Below are 19,801 nucleotides of genomic sequence, written 5' to 3' on the forward strand. Positions count from 1 at the left end.
GTTGATGATCGGTTTTATATGTCAGGTTGATGATTGGTTTTTTACCGGCAGCCTTCTCCGCTCCAGGTAATGTTGCCGTCCTGCAGCTGGTATCTGCCATTGCTGGTGGCTGCAATGAGTTCCAGTGACTGCTGGAGGGACTGGTCTGTCAGGTCTACAGTGAGGCTGCAGTGTTGCAGTCCTTCACCTTCTATCTGACAGTGGACATTAAATTTCTTTTCCAGCCGCTGAATGACTTCCGCAAAGGCCATACGGTGAAAATTCATGTTGTACTGGGTGCCAGCTTCGAGGAGCGACTGCTCCCGGGGCACAACAGCTTTCACGGTAAACTGGCTGCTGTCTGCCACCAGTTTTTGTCTTGCCGCCAGTACAGCGGTTTGTTTTGGTTGACCTTCCCTGCCACCGGCTACAGCAACTTTACCCGTGAGCACACTCAGTTCCATCCCATTGGTGGCCGGGAGCACCCGCAGGTTAAAGCTTGTGCCCAGTACTTTGGCGGTGTAGCTGCCGGCTTCCACTACGAAAGGTTGTTGCGGCCTCTGGGTGACTTCAAACAGTGCTTCGCCGGTGAGCTGTACCTGCCGGATGTCCTGCCCGAAATGGTCCGGGTACTGCAGTTGACTGCCGGGTTTCAGCCATACGATGCTGCTGTCGGGCAGGATGACTTTCTGTGTGGCCATGCCGCTGTTCACCTGGTGAATAACGGGTGCGGATGACCACCAGTGATAATGTTGCCCTGCCAGTATTACAAGGCCGCCGAGGCAGGCTGCTGCGGCCACGGCATACCATCTGTTGCGTTTAGGCGCAGCCGTTGCCTGAGGCTGCTCCTCCTGTATCCGCGCTGTAAGCTGCTGCAGGATGCGTTCCCGTATAACGGCCGGCGTATCGCTGTCTGCCGGTAGTATCAGTTTTTCATCATCGAACTGGTTGTACCAGTCGTTGAATTCGGCGAGTTCCGCTGCAGAAATATTGCCTTGCAGCCATTTCTGCGCCAACTCACGGATCCTTGGTGGTGGATGTTGCATTGGTGGATTTATCTATAATGACAAATAAGAAAGAAAGATGTCCTAGCGGGTCAGCAAAAAAAATATAATTATTCTGAAAATCTCTGTGAAGGTGCCTCTGAGGCTTTTTAACGCCCGGGTGAGATGGTTGGCGACGGTTTTTTCTGAGATAGCGAGCGTAGTGGCAATTTCTTTACGGGAATAACCGCCTTCGCGGCTCAGCCGGTACACCAGGCGGCATTGTTCCGGCAGGGCCCTGATAGTCTGTTGCAGCTGCCGCTGCAGGTCGGCCACCTGCAACTGTTCCCCGGCCGATTCATCGGCAGCAGTCCCGGTGTAGACCGTGTATTTTTCATACCGGAGGAAACGCTTCTGGCGCGCCAGCGTGTTCAGGACTTCGTACTTCACCGCAGTGGCCAGGTAAGCCGGAAGCGAAAGGGTGACGGAGATCTCCGCCCTTCGCTTCCAGATATTATAAAAGACTTCCTGCACGGCTTCTTCCGCTTCCGCCGGATTGTTCAGCCGGTTGAGCGCAATGACGTACATCTTGTCCCAGTACCGGTTATATAACTCGGTAAAGGCAGCTTCATCGTTCTGTTTTAGTTTGTCGAGTAATACGGAATCCCCCAGCTCTTTCATACGCGTTGAACATCTCCCCTATAGAAGCAAGATTGGTTGATGAATGCTCTAATGTAAGAAAAACCGGTTCATTATGCAAACGTTTGAATTACTTTCCCAGAAAGTCTTCCAGTATGTGGTTGAATTCCTGCGGGCGCTCCATCATAGGGGCATGACCGCAGGCCGGCAGCATCACCAGCGTGGCATGGGGGAGCAATTGATGAAATTCACGGGCCACGTCGGGCGGAGCGATACGGTCTTCCTCTCCCCAGATCAACAGGGTGGGGGTCTGTATCTCCGGTAAAATGGGAGCCACATAATTACGTTGCGCTGATTTGGCGGTTTGCACAATGCGCAGGCATTTTATCCTGTTCTGTGTGGTCTGGAATACTTCGTTGACCAAAGCGTCGGTGGCAATAGCCGGATCGTAGAAGGTATAGGCCACCCGCTCCCGGATGTATTCATAGTTGCCCCGTTTGGGATAACTGCCCAGGTTATTATTTTCATACAGGCCGGAGCTGCCGGTCAGCACAAGCCGGGAGACTTTATCCGGATGACGGTGTGTAAAAAGGATGGCTACATGGCCGCCGAGGGAATTGCCGATGACAACGGAATTTTCCAGCCCATGCTGCTGCACGTATTGTTCCAGGAAGCGAACGAGGTATTCAAGATTGTCCTGGAGATGGTAATCGAAAATAGGAAGTAACGGAATGTGAATGTCATAGCGTGATTCAAAATGCTGTGTAACACCTTCCCAGTTGCTAAGCCCGCCGAAAAGTCCGTGTAATAAAATCATGCTTTGCTTCATATATTTTTTTAAAGCAAAACTAGCGGTTCGTTCTTTTTACGTCTGTGATCTCAATCACAAAAGTTGCGGGACTGGTCCAGCAGGTATAAACGCGCTCTGCTCAAGGCTTCCCGGCTGGTGTAGAGGTAACGGGCGATGTTGGTCAGCGATATTTTCTGGATAATGGCGGGGCGCCTTTCCAGCAGGAACCGGTACCGTTGCAGCGGTGTTTTAAGGGACAGGATATACTGATGCTCCGACTGTTGTTCTGTCATCTCCTGGAAGAGCTGAAGGTTCACATGCAGCAGGTTCATATGGAGGTCGTACAATGGCTGTAACTTCTTAATATTGATCCGTAAGATCACGGCGTCTTCGATGGCGGTAATGCTGACGGCCGACGGCGCCTTTTTATTATAGCTTTCGCAGTTGGCCAGGAAATCGTCGGCAAAACCAAAGCGGACAATTTTTTCGTTGCCTTCATCGTCGAGGATAGAGAATTTGAACATGCCCGAGAGCACAAAAGCGGAATAGCGGGCCACTTTACCATACCGCAGAAAAGACTCTCCTTTACGGATATGTTTTACTACGGCGATACTGTCCAGCAGCTGCCATTCTTCCGGGGTGACTACCGGATATTTTTTCATCAGCCGCTGATATATAGAAGGAAGCTCATGAGTTGTCATGCGCGCAAAATTAATGGAAAATTGCGGGAATTATTCACCCCCGCTTCGGGCCAGCCGGATGATGTCTTTGCCATCGATGATCTGCCGGGGATAGCCCTGCAGGGTGACATGCACCATGGCCCGTCCCAGCTCGCGCAGCGTGCAGAAGTAATTAGGCCGCACCATGCGGCCGATGGGGTACAACCAGTTGATGAACCGGTAAAAAGTATGGGTATTTTTTAATCCTTTGGTTGGCCTGATAAATCCCGGCCGGAAAGCATACACCTTCGCGAACGGCAGCTTCATCAGATCGTTTTCGGTTTTGCCTTTTACGCGGGCCCAGGCACGTGGTCCTTTTTCAGTGTTGTCTGTACCCGCGCCGGATACATAACAGAAAATCATATCGCTGTTCTGCTCGCTCAGCACGCCGGCCACCCGCATGGTGAGGGTGTAGGTAAGATGGTAATAAGCCTCGTGGCTGACGCCCAGAGAAGATACGCCGAGACAGAAATAACAGGCATCGTAACCCCGCAGCTGCGCTGCAATGGGAGACAGCTCCAGGAAGTCCTGATGGATCAGTTCTGTCAGTTTGGGATGGCTGATGCCGCATGGCTTGCGGCTGATGATCAGCACGCGCCCTACCTGCGGGTGATGCAGGCATTCATGAAGCACTCCTTCACCCACCATACCGCTGGCACCGGTAACAATCACTTTCAGTTGCCGGAGTTCGTTCATGGTGATGTTTTATACATGGTAAGTTAACTGCTTTTGACCAGTTGCCCAAATCAGACCGTAACCCATACCCGGTGAGGCTGTCCGTCAAAAAAACATTTTTTACTGTCCGTTTTTCTTTCTTTTTTGCGGGCATGGAAAACAAGATCAGGTTTATTATAGAACGATTGCTGGGCAGAAACCTTCAGCCGGAAGACGGCCTCAGTGCAGCGGAAGTAACGGCAGCGGAAGAAAGACTGGGCATCCGGCTGGCGCCGGTATTGAAATCACTTTACCAGTGCGCCGGAAAAGAAGAAACAGTAATGGATGTCTTCCAGCATTTTACCCCGGTGGAAGACCTCTCCGTAGAACATGATAAACTGGTTTTCCTGGAAGAAAACCAGGGCGCTTGTGTATGGGGGCTTGCATTGAATGAAACGGACAACGATCGGGCTGCGGTGTACCAGTGCCCGTACCCGGATGATCAATGGTATGCGGAAGATTACCCCCTGGCCGATTTCCTCGAAATGGCACTGTACTACCAGTTTGCACAGGGCGGTTACGAGTGGCTGGGCGCTCTTTATCCGGGCATGGATGATGAAGACATCGCCGCGGTATTGAAAGACGCGGAGCAGTGGGAGAAGGTGGTCGATCAACCGGGCAACCTGATCATCTACTGGCACCAGGATACGCTGATATGGTACTTCCCCGATAAGGACGGAGGCGTCAGCGAAACCTTGTTTGCCAGCAGCCGCACGGAAGAAGCCTTCGCCGACATGGAGGACCGTTACCTGTTTAAAGAACTATAAGTTACACGCGATCCTGCCCAGCTGTTGCAACTTCCGTTGCAGCTGTTCCGACCAGGGCAGGCCAAACGATAACCGCAGACAGTTGTCAAACTGTGGCTGCAGGGTAAACATCCGTCCCGGTGCAATACTGATCTTTTGCCGAATGGCCTGTTCGTACAGCTCCACCGTATCAATACCCTTGCGCAGTTCCACCCAGAGCGACAGCCCGCCCTGCGGCCTTGATATCCGCGTGCCTTCCGGGAAATGGGCCGCAATGGTATTCGTATAGTGAAGGTAGTTAGTATAAAGCGTGTCCCTTAGTTTGCGCAGATGGAGATCATAACCGCCGCTCTCCAGGAACAGGGCGGTAGCTTCCTGCGTCAGCGTGGGATTGGCCAGCATATGTACATATTTCAGCCGGAGCACCTGTTCTTTGTAGCGGCCCGGCGCCACCCATCCCACACGGTACCCCGGCGCCAGTGTTTTGGAAACGGAGCCGCACCATAATACGTTGCCGGTTTTGTCGAACGTCTTACAGGAAACCGGCCGTGAAGGGCCAAAGTACAAATCGCTGTACAGGTCATCTTCTATCAGCGGAACATGGTGCTGTTCCAGCAATGTTACCACTTCCTTTTTATGTTCATCCGGCATGCAGCAGCCCAGCGGTGTGCTGAAATTGGACACCAGCAAACACAGGTTAATGTTTTTAACGACGGACTTCAGGGCTTTAATGTCCACGCCCGTTTGCGGGTGCGTGGGAAGCTCCAGCACCCGGAGCCCCAAGCTTTGCGCCAGTTGGAGGATACCGGAAAACAGCGGGCTTTCCGTGGCGATGGTATCGCCGCTTTTGGTGAGCGCCTGCATGCACAGGCTGATGGCATTCAGGCCGCCATTGGTGGTAACGATGTCGTCGGACGACAGCCTGCCTCCCCACATAAAGCTGCGTTTTGCTATCGCCTGCCGCAGCCGCTCACTGCCTGCCAGCGGTTCATAGCCGATGCTGCTGTCTTTTAATTCGCGTGAAGCTTTCAGGAGGCACTTATTGAGTTTGGCTACCGGCAACAGTCCGGGCGCAGGCACGCCAATAGAAAGCAAGGTGATGCCTTTGCGTGCCGGGCCTCCGTATATTTTGCTGATCAGCTGGTCCGGTATGGAACGGCTGTCTTTTTCGGAAGGTTTGCTGGCCGCAGGGAGAGGAAGCTGCCGGTAGGCGCCTTCGGTGACGAAATAACCGGATTGCGGCCGCGAGATGACCAGCGCTTTGCTTTCCAGTTCAAGATAAACACGTTTGGCCGTATTCATACTGATACCCTGTTCCTGGCAGATGGTCCGGATAGATGGCAGCTTGTCGCCCGGTTTTAATACACCGCTGCGGATTAACGCTGCAATATTCTGTGCTATCTGGCTATATAGGAAATCCTTCTTCATGGATCTAAACTGTATCCATCAAAAATACAAATATTGTAACTGTATCCATGTGCTGATTTTCTCCATTTTTGCTGAAAATTTTTTCAGATGATCAATCAATTGGAGATTAAGACAGGTTTGGAGAATATGGACCTTACCGCCATCCACCAGTTCCTGAAGAACGATTCCTACTGGGCAAAAGGGATCTCTTATGAATTAGTGAAAGCGTCGCTGGAAAATTCTTATTGCATGGGGGCGTTTCTGGATAACAAACAGATAGGGTTTGCCCGCGTTATCACTGACTACAACACGTTTGGCTGGCTGGCCGACGTATTTGTACTACCGGCTTACCGCGGTCAGGGCGTTTCCAAAAGTATGATGCGGTTCCTGACAGATCAGCAATGGGTAGGCAGGTTGCGCCGCCTGATGCTGAATACGCTGGACGCACACGAGTTGTACAGGAGCTATGGTTTTACAGCGCCCAATAACGCAGCGTTGCTCATGGAGGTATACCGGCCGGACGTGCATCTTAAATCTGCACAGTTTTTTACCGGCGAAGAATACACGGCATCCTGAAAAAAGCCGGGGAAGCAGACCATTGGTCTGCTTCCCCGGATAGCATATAATCAGTGTGTGATTAGTCTTTACGCAGCGGTATCAGGTTGCGGACACTGTTGTCCTGCAGATACAGTCCTGCCCAGGTGAGGATGCCAAAGAGCACGGGAAACCAGAAAGGTTCTCCCACGCGCAGCATGACGGCTACGGCGCCGCCAAGGTAAGCGGTGATCAGAATAGCGCCCAGCACGGCGGTGCGCGGAATGGCGTAAAGTATGGTACCGATCAGCAGCACATAACCAATGAAGGGTACCTGGGAGATAGGCCACCCGAGGGCTTCAGAACCTTCGTTGGAATATTTGTTGCCGATGATTTTCATGATTGCATCGAACAGGGCGAACAGGATCACCAGGATGCTGATGACTTTGCCGGTAATGCGAACAGATTTGGAAGGTGCAGTTATCGTTGCCATGTGTGTAAGTTTTTGGTTTAGGTTTTATAGATAGTGAATCATTTTTTGTCTGTGTCATCGCAATGCTTCCGGAAAACGCTGCGCTGATTGACTGATACAAAAGTACTGTCAATTGCAATAACGGATGTTGTGTGAATCCGACATTCTGAGGGGGTGTTTGCGGCGAAGTTTCAAAAACATGCAGCAGCAGGCTGTCTGCTGCTGCATCACACAAAAGATAAAGGGGAAAAACGTTTAACAGTGGCTGGCTGCCAGTACCGCGGCGATATGCTCTCCGGAGAAAGTGATTTCATCGCCCGGCTGTATGTTTTGTATATGCCGGGTGGGAGAGAGCAAAACTCCTTTATACTGGTGGGCTTCCACGGCCGTGACCCTGGCCATCAGCCGCTCCGCTTTGCGGCCGGAAGTACTGCTGAAACCATAAACAAAAAACAGGCAAACCGTGTCTCCGAAAGTAAGACGAGACAGTTCTTCTGCGGCGGGTTTGCTGAATATACCAGGATTTTCTGCAAGGATGGCGGATACGTTCTCGAACTGTATGGACGTGGTCATATGGTTAAATTGATTATTGGTTGCTGCGACGCGGAATTATACTAAGATAATAATAATTTGGGGATTTAGGGATTTACGGATTTTTTGATTTTGGGGATGTTCAGGTTGCTTAAAATCCCAAAATCCCAAAATTCCAAAATTTTCAAATTTCTAAATGTTCCTGGAGGTGTGTATATAAAACAGACCGTCAAAAACATTCGGCCAGATCCCTTTCTGCGGGACGAAGTCAAACAGGGTGGCTTGTTGCTTTTGCAGCAGCCAGCCTTTGGCGGTGCGGTAGTCGGTAAAGGCCTGCGCATAGCCGGTGGCATCGAGTTGCCCCTCCACGCTGCCCGGTACTACCGGCGGTACGTCGGCTGTCTGATTATTTGTAAAGTCGGTATAGGTACCGGTTGAGCCAGAGAAGCCGATGGCGTAAGCAGCCTTGCCAAAACGTTTACTGATGGTGGTGCCCATGGGTACATACGTCTGCAGAAATGGTACGGGTTTGTCATTGACATCGTTCAGCCGGCTGGTATTTTTCGCAATGTGGATGTTATGCGCCCACACGATAATTTTTTTACCGGGAAACATTTTCTCTGCCAGCCAGATCAGGTTTTCTGCCATCTGTTTATCTCTAACACTCAGTTCATTGCCGCTGACCAGTCCCCAGTAGCGCAGCGTTTGTGATTCTATGCTTTCCGTAACCTTCAGCCAGAAACCGGGAGAGGCGGCGAAATGGGCGGGCTTGTCAGGCTGTTTGGACAATACGGTTTTCAGCTGGTGCAGCACCTTAAAGAAGGTCTCCTGTTCTGCAGCGGTGGGCCGGTAAGCGTTGGATGCAAAGGTGGCAACCGATACGCGGTGGAACAGCTCCCAGCTGCTGTCGGGCAGGGAAAGATGTTTTTGCCGGAGGAACAGCCCGAAGTCGGTGAACAGTTGTTTTTTAGCAAACTCCCCGGAATGCTGACTTTCAAAACCGGTGATCACCAGCGGCCTGGCGCTTTTTACATTCGCCTGCACATAGTCATGCAGTGGCTGCATCTGTTTACCGGTCGCCCACATAAAAAACAGGCTGCCAATGACTTCTTTGGAATAGTCGCCCCCTTTGACAGTATTATCCCAGATACGGGCGCAGTCATAGAGGCCGCTTTCAAAAGCCAGTACTTCAAATCCCATCTTTTCATGGAGGAATTTAATGAGCCGCGTTTTGGCGAGGAACGTGGTCCCTTCTCCATGTGTCTGTTCCCCGAGCATAACAATCCTGGAGCGGCCGATAGCGGCGCGTAAAGGCTCCAGGTCGGCATAACGGTCGTCCGACGGATCGATGGAGCGGATCTCTTTAGCGTTGGGAATATTGGGCGCCTGTGCGGCGGCTGTCTGGCTGCCTAGGGCAAGGGCCAGTAGTAAGGGCATGAAGGATTTGCGTGTAAGCATAGCTGTTAGTGCGAAATATGATGACACAGGGAAGTCGGTCTGTCTGCCTGAAGGTACTATGAATCTGACCAACCTCCCGGTAATTTAGTCATTTTCGCCTGATCAGGTATACGCCAGGTAACGGAAGATTATCCAGTGTTGCCTGCTGGCCTGTCGGCAGGAAATTGTTTTCCCTGAAGAAGGGCAGTAGCGGATTGCCTGCATATTCGTGCATCCACAAAGCGTCGTAGGATTGACTGATCTGCAGGCATTTTTTTATCAGTGCTTCTTTACAGCCGGTGGCGGCATATTGTTGCAATACGCCGAAGCCTGCCAGCCGTTTTATTTTTTTATCGGTGAGATCATCGGGCCGTCTACCGGCAGAAGTGATCAGGGCATAACCTGCCGGCTCGTTGCCGGCATAAACCATCAGCCATTGGTTGGAGAAATTGTTGATGTCGGATGCCAGTTGCTGTGGTGTAAACGTTGCAAGATAAGCATCCAGCTGTTTGCCGGTCAGCAGGTGTCCGTATTGCTCGTTGCCCAGCGCGGTGATCAGGGAGAACAGGGCCTGTATATTGGCTTCGTTCACCACTACAAAGCGGGTGGTAATAGTCTGTGCAGTTTCCATTGCTTTCATCGTTGTTAAGCCGTAAAGGTAGCCCTGCAGCGGCTGGGCCCTGCGATACACATCCTGTAAAAAGAAGCGGTACAGTTGTCTGCGGTTAGAGCAACACAGCGCCGGCTTTTTTGATGGCCCTTTTTCTGGCAGCGGTATACGTATCGGCAAAAACAAGGCGGAAACAATGCCGGAAGGAACCGGAAAAGGAAAAAACGCTGCCGGGGGTAAACCGTGCCCCGATCCGCTCGCAAGCCTGGTAAAAGGCGTCCATGTCTGTTTGGACAGGCAGTTGCACCCAGCAGTTATACCCGCCGGCGGGGCGGGCCATAGAGGTACCTTCCGGAAAGGAGCTGCTGACAAGATGAAGGGTCAACCATGCATTTTTAGCCAGCTGGGTACGGAACGAACGCAGATGCCGGTCATAGCTGTTGGTGCGCAGCAACTGTGTCACCGTTTCCTGGAAAACGGGGGATACCGTACTGCCAAGGGCAAACCTTACCTGTTCTGCTTTTGGCAGGTAGCGGCCGGTCGACAGCCATCCCAGCCGGATGCCCGGCGCCAGTGTTTTGGCATAGGAGGAGCAGGTCATCACCAGGCCGCTGTCGTCCAGCGCTTTCAGCGGGGCGGGCCGGGCGCCGCTGAAGTAGAGATCACCGTAGATATCGTTTTCTATGATGGGAATATCATATCGCTGCGCCACTGCCACCAAAGCACGCTGCTGGTCCGGCGGCATGCTGCTGCCTGTTGGATTATGAAAATGCGGTGTTACCACAATGGCGCGCACTTTGGTACGGACGGCCACTTTGCGGAGCACGTCCACATCAAAGCCGTCACGGGCCACGGGAATTTCCACTACCCGCAGCCGCAGTACGGCCAGCACTTCCAGCACGGAGAACACACACGGGCTTTCCACCGCCACTACGTCGCCCGGCACGCATACCGCCGATAATGCGATGTATAACGACTGTAATGCGCCATCGGTTACCAGCAGTTCCTCTTCCCGGAACCGGGCGCCGTAAGCTGCCGCACGTTGTATGATTTGCTGTTTCAATGCCGGTGAACCGCTGGCAGGGTAGTAGCGCAGTAAACCGGCTCCCTCTGCACGTACCACCTGTTGAAGGGTACGCAGCAATAGTTTCTGCGGTATCATCAGATCGCCGGGCGCCGCCACGTGGAATGAGGACAGCGAGTGGCGGTTGCCCGGCTGAGCAGTGGTATGCGTCAGCCCCGTCTGGAAAACGGCGTCTCTCACCACGGGCTGCCGGTTTATTTTTTCCGGTTTCTCCATCTCCGGCTGCCGGCTCACAAAGTAGCCGGAGCGCGGCAGGCTCTCCACCAGGCCTCGCATCAGCAGGTCTTCATAACCCCGCTGAATGGTGCTTACACTGGCGCCATATTTTTCTTTCAGCGCCCTTACGGATGGCAGTTTGTAGCCCGGCAGCCAAAGGCCCTCCCGGATATTTTTCTCTATGTCACGGGTGAATATTTCGTGGCGGTATGTTTTGATGGCCAAATCTGTACTGTTTATTTTTCATAAATATACAATCTGTACCGGAATGTGCCACACGGTCGTATTTTACCATCTATATTGTCGTTTTTACACGCTATAGGAACGGGGAATTCGGTATAAATTTGCATCAACATCAAACAAAAAAATTCTAACTATGGCTACAGCTATCTTTGTCAACCTGCCGGTAAAGGACCTTCAGAAAAGCATCGAGTTTTTTACGCAACTGGGATACACCTTTAACCCCCAGTTCACCGATGATAAAGCGGGGTGCATGGTGATCTCCGATACCATCTATGTGATGCTGCTCACTGAACCCTTCTTCAAGACCTTTACCAACAATGGCATCTGTGATACCGGCAAACATACCGAATGTATCAACTGTCTTTCTGCCAACAGCAGGGACGAGGTAAACAGCATCGTGGCCAAAGCGGTAGCGGCCGGCGCCACTACGCCCAAACCGCCGCAGGACCACGGCTTTATGTATGGTCACTCGTTCCTGGACCTCGATGGGCATCACTGGGAGTACGTATATATGGAGCCTAACGCCGGGAATTAATTACGAATTACGAATTACGAATTGAGGGCTTTCTTATGGAAAGGTTATTAATGAACCACTCTATAAGAAAGCCCTCAATTCGTAATTCGTAATTGTCTACTCGACTTCTATTTCTTTATTATACCGGTTCCGGTATTGCACCGGTGACATGCCGGTAATTTTCTTGAAGGTGATCCGGAATGCTTTGGGGTCGGTGTAACCTACATTGTACATCACCTCATTCACATTTTCGCGGGATGATTCAAGGCTCTTTTTGGCAGCCTCTATTTTTACCCGTTGAATATATTCGACCACGGTATTGGAAGTAGCTTTCTTAAACCGCCGCTCCAGGTTCCTGCGGCCGAGGGTGAACATGCCTGCCAGCTGGTCGACCGTGATCTTTTCGGTGAAATTTTTTTCGATGAACTCCTGCGCTTTGCGGATAGGCTCGTCTTCGTGGTCTTTCTGTCCGCGGAACACCATAAAGGGCGACTGGCTGTCACGCTGAATGTCTATCTGGAACGCTTTGGAGCAGAAGACAGCGATCTGGCGGTCGCAATATTTTTCGATCAGATAAAGAATGAGATTGAGGTAGGAGAAGGCGCCGCCGCTGGAGTAAATCCCATGTTCGTCGGTGAGGATTTTATCTTCCACCAGGTCCACCTGCGGATACATTTTCCGGAACTCGTTGGCAGCCATCCAGTGGGTGGCGCATTTACGCCCGTTCACAAGACCGGTGGCGGCCAGCAGGAAAGCGCCTACACAGAGGCTGCCCACTTCCGCACCGGCTTTGTACTGCTGCACGATCCAGGGAAGAAACTCCCGGTTCTGTTCAACGATTTTGGGCATATCTCCGTCCAGCGCCGGGATAATGATAAGGTCGGTTTTGGGGACCTCCTGGATGGTGGCGTCCGCGTATACCGTGTACATACCCCCGCAAGCGGGAACTTCTTGGGTCAGCCCTACCAGCTGCACCTTAAACATTGGGGCGTCGCCATTGTTTTTCAACATCTTGTTTACTTCCGTAAACACCTGACGAGGTCCTTCAATACTGCCTAGTACGGCTCCTCTGGGAACCAGGATAGATATGTGTTTCATAAAGTAAAGGTAAACGGGGTATTTGTCGGGATCAACCCCTCCGTTTGGCGTAAATACACCCCCTGGGGATGATGTATTAACTATTTTTTTTACGTGGGCGCAAGTCGCTGCCAGCAACGAACAGGTGAGGAATATGCCCCTCCCGGGGTTGCCCTTTGCCCTTTTTCTGCTATATTTGCGCGCCTCCGGCTATCACTATAAACAGGAATTATGAGCTTTTTAACGGTCTCCAACATCAGCAAAAACCAACTGGGCGCACCGGTTGTGAAGGACATCAGCTTCACGGTGGAAAAATTTCAAAAAGTGGCCATCGCCGGGGAAACAGGTTCCGGTAAAAGCACGCTGCTGAAGATCATCGGCGGTTTCGCGCAGCCCGATGCAGGTAAGGTGTCTTTTGAGGATGTACGGGTGGAAGGACCGCTGGAGGTGCTGATCCCCGGGCAACCCGGCATCGCCTACCTGTCACAGCATTTTGAGCTGCGCAACAACTATCGTGTGGAGGAAATCCTCTCTTATAACAATAAGCTCACGGAAGAATCAGCCACCGAGCTGTATGAGCTGTGCCAGATCTCCCACCTGCTGAAGAGAAAAACAGACCAGCTGTCCGGCGGGGAAAAACAAAGGATCGCGCTGGCACGGCTGCTGGTTACCGCGCCCCGCCTGTTGCTGCTGGACGAGCCTTATTCCAACCTGGACCTGATCCACAAAGATAAACTCAAGGAAGTCATCCACGATATTTCAGAGAACCTCGATATCACCTGTATGCTGATATCCCACGACCCGCTGGACATCCTCTCCTGGGCCGACGAGGTGCTGATCATGAAAGACGGCGAAATTGTCCAGAAAGGTACGCCGCAGCAGGTGTACGGTCAGCCGGTCAACGAGTATGTGGCGGGTTTAATGGGCGCCTATAACCTTTTCAGCCCCGCCAAAGCGAAGAAGCTGGCCGGCCTGCCGGGTATAGAAGCCAGCAGCAAAAACCTGTTCCTGCGCCCCGAGAGCCTGCTGCTGTCTGAAGACGAAACGCCCGTGAAAGGAAAAGTGAAACATGTGCATTTCTATGGCAGCTTTTATGAGACGGCGGTCAGCCTCGCAAAGGACACTGTCCTGGTAAGAACGGCCAAATCCCGGGTTAAAAAGGGCGATACGGTGTTTCTCTCCACCCATCCGGACGAAGTCTGGTATTTCTGATTCTGGTAAATCGATATACCGGGGCCGCCAGGTGTTAAATCTGACGGTCCCGGCTGTTAATTCCCGTTTTTTCTTTAACTTCCCATCCCGAGGCCGCTGAAAGCGCTGGCCATATCCATCGTCGTCCTTAATAATCGTATCAGTTTAATCGTATCGTTTTAATCGTATCAGTAACCATTTGTACGTAAAGACCTCTTTTACCGTACCCCTGTTTGTTTATTCACACAACCAACTATACGTTAACATGCGTCGCTCACTTACCGTCTTCTTTTTTGTTTTAGCCCTGGCCGCCTTTTCTATCGGCGTGCTGTTCATCTTCGGATATGATGTGCACCAGCGTAGTGCGGGAAAACTGCTCGCATCGGCAGATACGCTGGCCCGCGAACATCCTGGTATACGCATCATGGACAACGCGTTGTTGACCCTCAGCCGCGCAGAAAATAATTTCCGCATGTTCACCATTACTTACAAGCGCAACTATTTGCAGCAGTTCTCGGTGCAATTGGGAGAAGTGCTGTCGTCGGTTGACCTGGTGGCGGGCATGCTCGCGAAAGCCGCTGATCACCAGCAGTTCGAAGGACTTGTCAACAAAAAGACCGAAGTCTCGGAACGGATCGCCCAGATGAAAAAAGCAACAGACTCCATGTTGTCGACTTCCCTTACTGATGATCGTATTGACAAACTGCTGAGCAGTATTCCCGGTTACAAGGTTAGCCAGATCAAAAAAGACGAGGTGACTATGGATACCGTCAGCAACGTGCAGGCGGCGCCGGAGAAAAAGAAAGGTTTCTTTAAGCGGCTGGGAAATGCTATCTCCAATAAAAACAAAGGTGATACGGTAAAGGCCCAGATGGCCGTGATGGTGAAAACCAGGAGCGGGAAAGTGATTGACAAGGAAACGTACGATGCCCAGCGGATGAAAGATATCATCACGGACGTCAACGGATATTATAAAAAAGTGTTGCGTACACAGTTGTCCAACCGGATGAAGATCGATGCGGATGAACAGTCCCTGGCAGGCACCAACATCTCCATGTTAGGAGAACTGGACACGCTGATCGTGGCGCTGAGGGAGAGTGCCACTGTAGCATTGGCGCAGCAGAAACAGCAGGCCAAACGTACGGTATACGCAGATACCAGCACCATGCGCAACATCGCGGTATGGGGATTCATTTCACTGGTGCTGGCCATCGCCATGGCGTTGGGCACATACTGGCTGTTACATAAAAAGGAAATGCAGCTGAAAGCCAGTGAAACAGCAGCGCGGGAACAGGCAAGGGTGCGGACGGAATTCCTGGCCAACATGAGCCACGAGATACGGACACCGCTCAATGCCGTGGTAGGCTTCAGTGAACAACTGTCGTATTCCAACCTGACGTCCGGTCAGCGGGACCTGCTGCGTTCCGTTGAAACATCGGCGGATATGCTGATGCAGGTGGTCAACGATGTACTGGACTTCTCCAAGCTGGAAAAAGAGTACATTTCTATTCTGCACGAACCTTTCTCCCTGTATGATACATTTGAAGACGTGATTAATACGACCCGTATTCTTGCTGTACAGAAGAACCTGGAGTTTAAGGCCGATTTTGACGGGGACCATCGCGAAGTCAACGGAGACGCCTTCCGCCTGAAACAGATCCTGCTCAACCTGATCAGTAACGCTGTTAAATACACGCCCAGCGGCAGTGTAACGGTAACGGGCATACTGGAAATACAATCAGACACACGGGGACTGTTTACTTTCAGGGTAAAAGATACCGGGGAAGGTATCAGCAAAGAGGCGCAGGCCAACCTGTTCGAACGCTTCTACCAGGCGGCCCCCGCCCGCGTAACCGTCAAAGGCACCGGTCTGGGCCTGGCCATCACCAAAAAACTGGTGGAGATGCACGGCGGTAATATTTCCTTTACCAGCGAGCCAGGGCAGGGCAGTGAATTTGTTTGCCGGATACCCTATGAACTGGCCAGCGGCGAAAGGCACACAGCGGTAGCCATGCCGGAGACAGAACAACCGGTGGGTGCGTTTATGGAAGGCCGTTATGTCCTGGTGGCGGAAGACCAGGAGATGAACCTCCTGCTGATGAAGATGATGCTTACCCGCTGGAAATGCCGTTTCGATATGGCGCGGGACGGGGAAACGGCGCTGCGGCTGCTGGACCAGCATCGTTACGACCTGGTGCTGCTGGACCTGCATATGCCTAAATTCAGCGGACTGGAAGTGGTGGAGCGCATCCGGAAAAATGCGGACCCGCAGAAAGCAGGCGTGGTGGTGCTGGCGCTCACGGCGGATATCACGGAGCAGGATGTACGCGATTTCCGGCGGGCGGGTTTCAACGACTGGCTGATGAAGCCTTTCAAGGAAATGGACATTTACCGGGTAATCCGTAAAAACCTGCGCCTTGGTGAAAAAGTGGTGCCGGAACAAAATTGATCATAATAGCAATCCCGTGTTGCAGGGCCGGTGAAAAACCATGAGACGTTTTTCCGCCGGGAACAACACGGGATACAAATATCTTCTCCGGGATTTATTTTCCCTTGATAACGCTTTCGATCGGACGGCCTACGCAGCCGTTCGGCATTTGCACATGCAGCATGGCAGCGAGGGTAGCGGCGATGTCTGTCATATGGGTAATTTCATTGGTGGCGCCATGTTGTACGTGCCATCCCATAAATACGAGCGGGATGTGGATGTCGTACAGGTTCCAGTTACCGTGGGTAGTGCCTTTTTCGAAGCCCTGGTACCAACCCGGTTCAGGGATGATCATTACGGAGCCGGTGCGTTTGGGATTGTAGCCGTTGGCGATCATGTTTTTGATGGGTTGGGGTATCGGGCTGTTACCGAGATTGTCGATATCGGCGGCGAACTGGATACCCGGCTGGCGCTGGAGGAACTTCACGGTTTCTTTTTTGATGGCGTCATAGTCCAGTTTGTTGGCTTCTATTTTAGCCACGTCGTAGTTCACGTGATAGTTCATGCCGGAGCGTACGAGGCCTTTCACACCGAAGCGCGCAGCCAGCAGGCTGTCGAGGCTGGCCATCATAGGCTTGTCTTTTACGAAGCCGGCCGGCACGTTGTATTCGTTCATGAAACCTACAGAGTGGGCGGCGCCATGGTCTGCGGTGAGGAATACCAGGTAGTTGCCTTTACCTACTTTTTTGTCGAGGTAGCTGAAGAAGCCGGCCAGGTCCTTATCGAGGCGGAGATAGGTATCTTCCACTTCAATGGAATTAGGACCGTATTTGTGGCCTACGTAGTCGGTAGAGGCGCAGTTGATGGTGAGGAAGTCGGTGGCTTCGCCGTTGCCGAGGTTGTAACCTTCTACGGCTGCCATGGCGAATTCCAGGGTGAGGGTGTTGCCGGAAGGTGTGGTGCGCAGGCTGCCAGGATCTTTTTTGTAAATCTCTTTCATGTTATGCGGGAACACGGGGGCTTTTTCGCCGCCAAAGGTGCCTTCCCAGGCCACGTCGTCAGCGGTGCTTTGGACGTAGCTGCTGAGCGGATACAGTGGCTCCCATGGTTTGGACATCAGCTGCTCCGGCAGTTTGCGGGCGTTGAAACGTTTTACCCATTCAGGGAGGTCTTTCATGTAGTAGGTGCTGGTGATAAAGCTGCCGTTGGCGTCATCGAGCCAGAAGGCGCCGTTGGGCGTATGGCCTGCGGGCAGGATAGAGGCGCGGTCTTTCAGGGAAACGCCTACTACTTTAGAGCGGAAATTCGTGGCGAAACGCAGTTCATCCGTGATGGTAGACGCCAGCAGGTTGCGTGGCGACATCTGTCCGGCTTTGGAAGTGCTGCCGACTGCCTTTGCCACGGTATCTTCGGTGCAATACCATTTTCTGCCTGTCAGCTGATCGGTCCAGTCATTGCCCGTAATGCCGTGGATGGCAGGCACTGACCCGGTATATACGGTGCTGTGTCCTACAGCGGTAAAGGACGGGAGATGGCTGATGGTAGTGTTCTCGCAGGAGAAACCTTCGTTCAGCATTCTTCTGAGGCCGCCGGATTCGTAACGGTCGGCATAACGGTACAGGTAATCCCAGCGCATCTGGTCAACTACAATGCCCACTACTAGTTTGGGTCTTTCCGGAGCTTGAGCCATTGCCGACGGTGCCTGCCCTAAGGCAAAGGCGCCCACTATCAGCAGGGCGGAGAGTTTTAGTCTGGTCATGTTTTTTTTAGATTTCTATATAGCTGTAAATACTTAGCGGTCCTGGTCCCTCCGGCCAGAACCGCTAAGTTTATTCCGTTTCAGCAATAATGCTGCTTTTTTTTGTATGAACGGACAAATAGCTGGATGAATACTAGTACCCAGGATTCTGTTCCAGATTAGGATTGAGGTCCTTCTCTGTCTGTGGGATAGGCCACCAGTAATCGCGTTTGGGATTGAAGGTCCGTTTTTCCAGCACATTGCCGGCGAAGTCGTAGATCTCGGTGTTCAGTTCGGTCTCCGCCGTTTTCCAGCGACGGATATCACTGTAATACAAGCCTTCACCGGCGAACTCCACGCGTCTTTCGTGGCGTATCTCTTTACGCATGTCTTCTTTGGACAGGCCGGGCGCAAAATGCGGCATGCCTATACGGTCGCGGATCTGGTTGAGCGCTGCGTATACAGTGGCGTCCGGGCCAACGGCTTCATTCTGTGCTTCTGCATACATCATCAGGATGTCTGCATAACGCAGCACGATGAAGTTGATTTCAGACTGTCCGCCTTTCAGGTCTTTCTCGGCTTGTGATGGCGCCAGGGTATCATACACACTGAATTTTTTCACACCGTAACCGGTGATGGCAAAGCGGCTGGAATCCACAAATTTTCCCTGGAAGGTATCAGTAGGAAATGTAATGGTACCTTGTAAGCGGGGATCGCGGTTCAGATAAGGGTGCCGCGGATCGTAACCGGAAGCCGGATCGGTGACAGGCAATCCATTCTTCATGTAATACGCCTGCGCAAGGCCCAGCAACGGAGCATTGGAGTTATACTGAGCGCAGATCAGGTCGAAAGAATTGCCCTGGTTGGGGAACATGTACTGCACGTCAAATATAACTTCCTTATTGTTTTCATTTACTTTGAGGAACAGGTTACGGTAGTTGGCAAACAGTCCGTAGCCGGTGCCGCCCAGGTCCATTACTGCTTTGGCAGCGGCAGCGGCAGCTGCCCATTTTGCGGTATTGTTGCCAGGGTTCAGCAGCGGGCTGGCTTCATACAGCAGTACTCTTGCTTTTAGCGCCATGGCAGCGCCCTTGGTAGCCCTGCCTCTGTCGGCAGCGCCGTAGCTCAGCGGCAACGCTGCTGCTGCTTCGTCCAGGTCTTTGATCACCTGTGCCACCACTTCTTCGCGTTTGTTGCGCGGCAGTTTGCTCTGGGTGTTCATATCCGGCGGGTCCAGGATCAGGGGGACGCCACCATAATAGTTTTGAATGGTGAAATAGTAAAGACCACGCAGGAACAACGCTTGTCCTTTCATGATTTTCTTCTGCTTTTCGTCCATGCCGGGCACTTCGTCCACCTTTTTCAGGAACGTATTGCAACGCCCGATACCGCCGTAACAGTCGGCATAGCGGGAGCTGATAATACCACCGCTGCTGGGCATCTGCTGACCGGAAGCGATGGAATTATAGGCCATCCCGTTGGTTTTGTAGTAAGCATTGGGAGACATCGTTTCTTCCCAGAGCGCGGTGGCGTTGTTGGACCCTTTACCACCGTAAATGCCGTCATTACGCAATACAGAATAACAGCCCGTGAGCGCAGCGTTGGCAGCTTCCGGTGTTTTCCAGAAGGTCTCTTCTGTGTATTTGTCGTGCGGTTGTGTGTCCAGCAGGCTTTTGTTGCAGGCAGATGCCAGCAGGCCCATGGCTACGATCGCTATATGTATTTTGTTCATTTGGATCATGATTGAAT

The 19,801-nt window shown here is 52.2% G+C and carries 19 protein-coding genes; 5 read left to right on the forward strand and 14 right to left on the reverse strand.

The window, feature by feature from the left end:
- Nucleotides 1-41 precede the first annotated feature (41 nt).
- From HF324_RS16870 to HF324_RS16890, 5 genes are all read right to left on the reverse strand, one after another.
- Nucleotides 42-1,025 carry a FecR family protein gene (locus HF324_RS16870; protein ID WP_168803589.1) on the reverse strand — a complete coding sequence of 328 codons (984 nt, stop codon included), beginning with the start codon at nucleotides 1,023-1,025 and terminating at the stop codon, nucleotides 42-44.
- A gap of 42 nt (nucleotides 1,026-1,067) precedes the next feature.
- Nucleotides 1,068-1,643, reverse strand: coding sequence for an RNA polymerase sigma factor (locus HF324_RS16875; protein ID WP_168803590.1), 576 nt, complete (start codon nucleotides 1,641-1,643; stop codon nucleotides 1,068-1,070).
- Nucleotides 1,644-1,731: 88 nt separating this feature from the next.
- On the reverse strand, nucleotides 1,732-2,418 hold the full coding sequence (locus HF324_RS16880) for an alpha/beta fold hydrolase (RefSeq protein WP_246269567.1): 687 nt from the start codon (nucleotides 2,416-2,418) through the stop codon (nucleotides 1,732-1,734).
- 62 nt (nucleotides 2,419-2,480) lie between these two features.
- A complete protein-coding gene (locus HF324_RS16885) occupies nucleotides 2,481-3,092 on the reverse strand; it encodes a Crp/Fnr family transcriptional regulator (RefSeq protein WP_168803592.1) in 612 nt (203 codons plus the stop codon).
- Between the two features lie 30 nt (nucleotides 3,093-3,122).
- Nucleotides 3,123-3,806, reverse strand: a complete 684-nt coding sequence (locus tag HF324_RS16890) for an NAD-dependent epimerase/dehydratase family protein (protein ID WP_168803593.1) — start codon at nucleotides 3,804-3,806, stop codon at nucleotides 3,123-3,125.
- Nucleotides 3,807-3,937: 131 nt separating this feature from the next.
- On the opposite strand from HF324_RS16890, the gene HF324_RS16895 reads away from it, so the two are divergent.
- Complete coding sequence (locus HF324_RS16895; RefSeq protein WP_168803594.1) at nucleotides 3,938-4,591, forward strand: hypothetical protein; 654 nt, start codon at nucleotides 3,938-3,940, stop codon at nucleotides 4,589-4,591.
- Here the strand turns inward: HF324_RS16895 and HF324_RS16900 are convergent.
- Entirely contained in the window at nucleotides 4,586-5,998 is a 1,413-nt protein-coding gene (locus tag HF324_RS16900) for an aminotransferase-like domain-containing protein (protein ID WP_168860315.1), read from the reverse strand. The two genes, HF324_RS16895 and HF324_RS16900, sit on opposite strands and share 6 nt — an antisense overlap.
- Before the next feature lie 87 nt (nucleotides 5,999-6,085).
- Between HF324_RS16900 and HF324_RS16905 the strand changes: the two genes are divergently transcribed.
- Nucleotides 6,086-6,553, forward strand: coding sequence for a GNAT family N-acetyltransferase (locus tag HF324_RS16905; RefSeq protein ID WP_168803596.1), 468 nt, complete (start codon nucleotides 6,086-6,088; stop codon nucleotides 6,551-6,553).
- Nucleotides 6,554-6,614: 61 nt separating this feature from the next.
- On the opposite strand, the gene HF324_RS16910 is transcribed toward HF324_RS16905, so the two are convergent.
- The 5 genes from HF324_RS16910 to HF324_RS16930 form a co-directional block, all read right to left on the reverse strand.
- The gene (locus tag HF324_RS16910) at nucleotides 6,615-7,004 is read right to left on the reverse strand and encodes a DoxX family protein (protein ID WP_168803597.1); all 390 of its coding nucleotides are present in this window, start codon (nucleotides 7,002-7,004) and stop codon (nucleotides 6,615-6,617) included.
- A gap of 234 nt (nucleotides 7,005-7,238) precedes the next feature.
- Nucleotides 7,239-7,556: a hypothetical protein gene (locus HF324_RS16915; protein WP_168803598.1), complete on the reverse strand. Its 318-nt coding sequence runs from the start codon at nucleotides 7,554-7,556 to the stop codon at nucleotides 7,239-7,241.
- Nucleotides 7,557-7,706: 150 nt separating this feature from the next.
- A complete protein-coding gene (locus tag HF324_RS16920) occupies nucleotides 7,707-8,972 on the reverse strand; it encodes an erythromycin esterase family protein (RefSeq protein ID WP_168860316.1) in 1,266 nt (421 codons plus the stop codon).
- An 88-nt stretch (nucleotides 8,973-9,060) separates the two neighbouring features.
- Nucleotides 9,061-9,582 carry an N-acetyltransferase gene (locus HF324_RS16925; protein WP_168860317.1) on the reverse strand — a complete coding sequence of 174 codons (522 nt, stop codon included), beginning with the start codon at nucleotides 9,580-9,582 and terminating at the stop codon, nucleotides 9,061-9,063.
- A gap of 94 nt (nucleotides 9,583-9,676) precedes the next feature.
- Nucleotides 9,677-11,086, reverse strand: a complete 1,410-nt coding sequence (locus HF324_RS16930) for an aminotransferase-like domain-containing protein (RefSeq protein WP_258539542.1) — start codon at nucleotides 11,084-11,086, stop codon at nucleotides 9,677-9,679.
- Nucleotides 11,087-11,237: 151 nt separating this feature from the next.
- Here HF324_RS16930 and HF324_RS16935 point away from each other — a divergent pair, with 151 nt between their 5' ends.
- Complete coding sequence (locus HF324_RS16935; protein ID WP_168803601.1) at nucleotides 11,238-11,639, forward strand: VOC family protein; 402 nt, start codon at nucleotides 11,238-11,240, stop codon at nucleotides 11,637-11,639.
- Nucleotides 11,640-11,735: 96 nt separating this feature from the next.
- Here HF324_RS16935 and HF324_RS16940 read toward each other — a convergent pair whose 3' ends face one another.
- Nucleotides 11,736-12,716 carry a GlxA family transcriptional regulator gene (locus tag HF324_RS16940; protein ID WP_168860318.1) on the reverse strand — a complete coding sequence of 327 codons (981 nt, stop codon included), beginning with the start codon at nucleotides 12,714-12,716 and terminating at the stop codon, nucleotides 11,736-11,738.
- Between the two features lie 210 nt (nucleotides 12,717-12,926).
- On the opposite strand from HF324_RS16940, the gene HF324_RS16945 reads away from it, so the two are divergent.
- Entirely contained in the window at nucleotides 12,927-13,907 is a 981-nt protein-coding gene (locus HF324_RS16945) for an ABC transporter ATP-binding protein (protein WP_168860319.1), read from the forward strand.
- A gap of 244 nt (nucleotides 13,908-14,151) precedes the next feature.
- Nucleotides 14,152-16,335, forward strand: a complete 2,184-nt coding sequence (locus HF324_RS16950) for an ATP-binding response regulator (protein ID WP_168803604.1) — start codon at nucleotides 14,152-14,154, stop codon at nucleotides 16,333-16,335.
- Nucleotides 16,336-16,429: 94 nt separating this feature from the next.
- On the opposite strand, the gene pafA is transcribed toward HF324_RS16950, so the two are convergent.
- Both pafA and HF324_RS16960 read right to left on the reverse strand, forming a co-directional pair.
- A complete protein-coding gene (pafA, locus tag HF324_RS16955; protein ID WP_168860320.1) occupies nucleotides 16,430-18,073 on the reverse strand; it encodes an alkaline phosphatase PafA in 1,644 nt (547 codons plus the stop codon).
- 133 nt (nucleotides 18,074-18,206) lie between these two features.
- Nucleotides 18,207-19,784: a RagB/SusD family nutrient uptake outer membrane protein gene (locus tag HF324_RS16960; RefSeq protein WP_220100766.1), complete on the reverse strand. Its 1,578-nt coding sequence runs from the start codon at nucleotides 19,782-19,784 to the stop codon at nucleotides 18,207-18,209.
- Between the last annotated feature and the right edge of the window lie 17 nt (nucleotides 19,785-19,801).

The organism is Chitinophaga oryzae (assembly GCF_012516375.2).
Classification (GTDB): domain Bacteria; phylum Bacteroidota; class Bacteroidia; order Chitinophagales; family Chitinophagaceae; genus Chitinophaga; species Chitinophaga oryzae.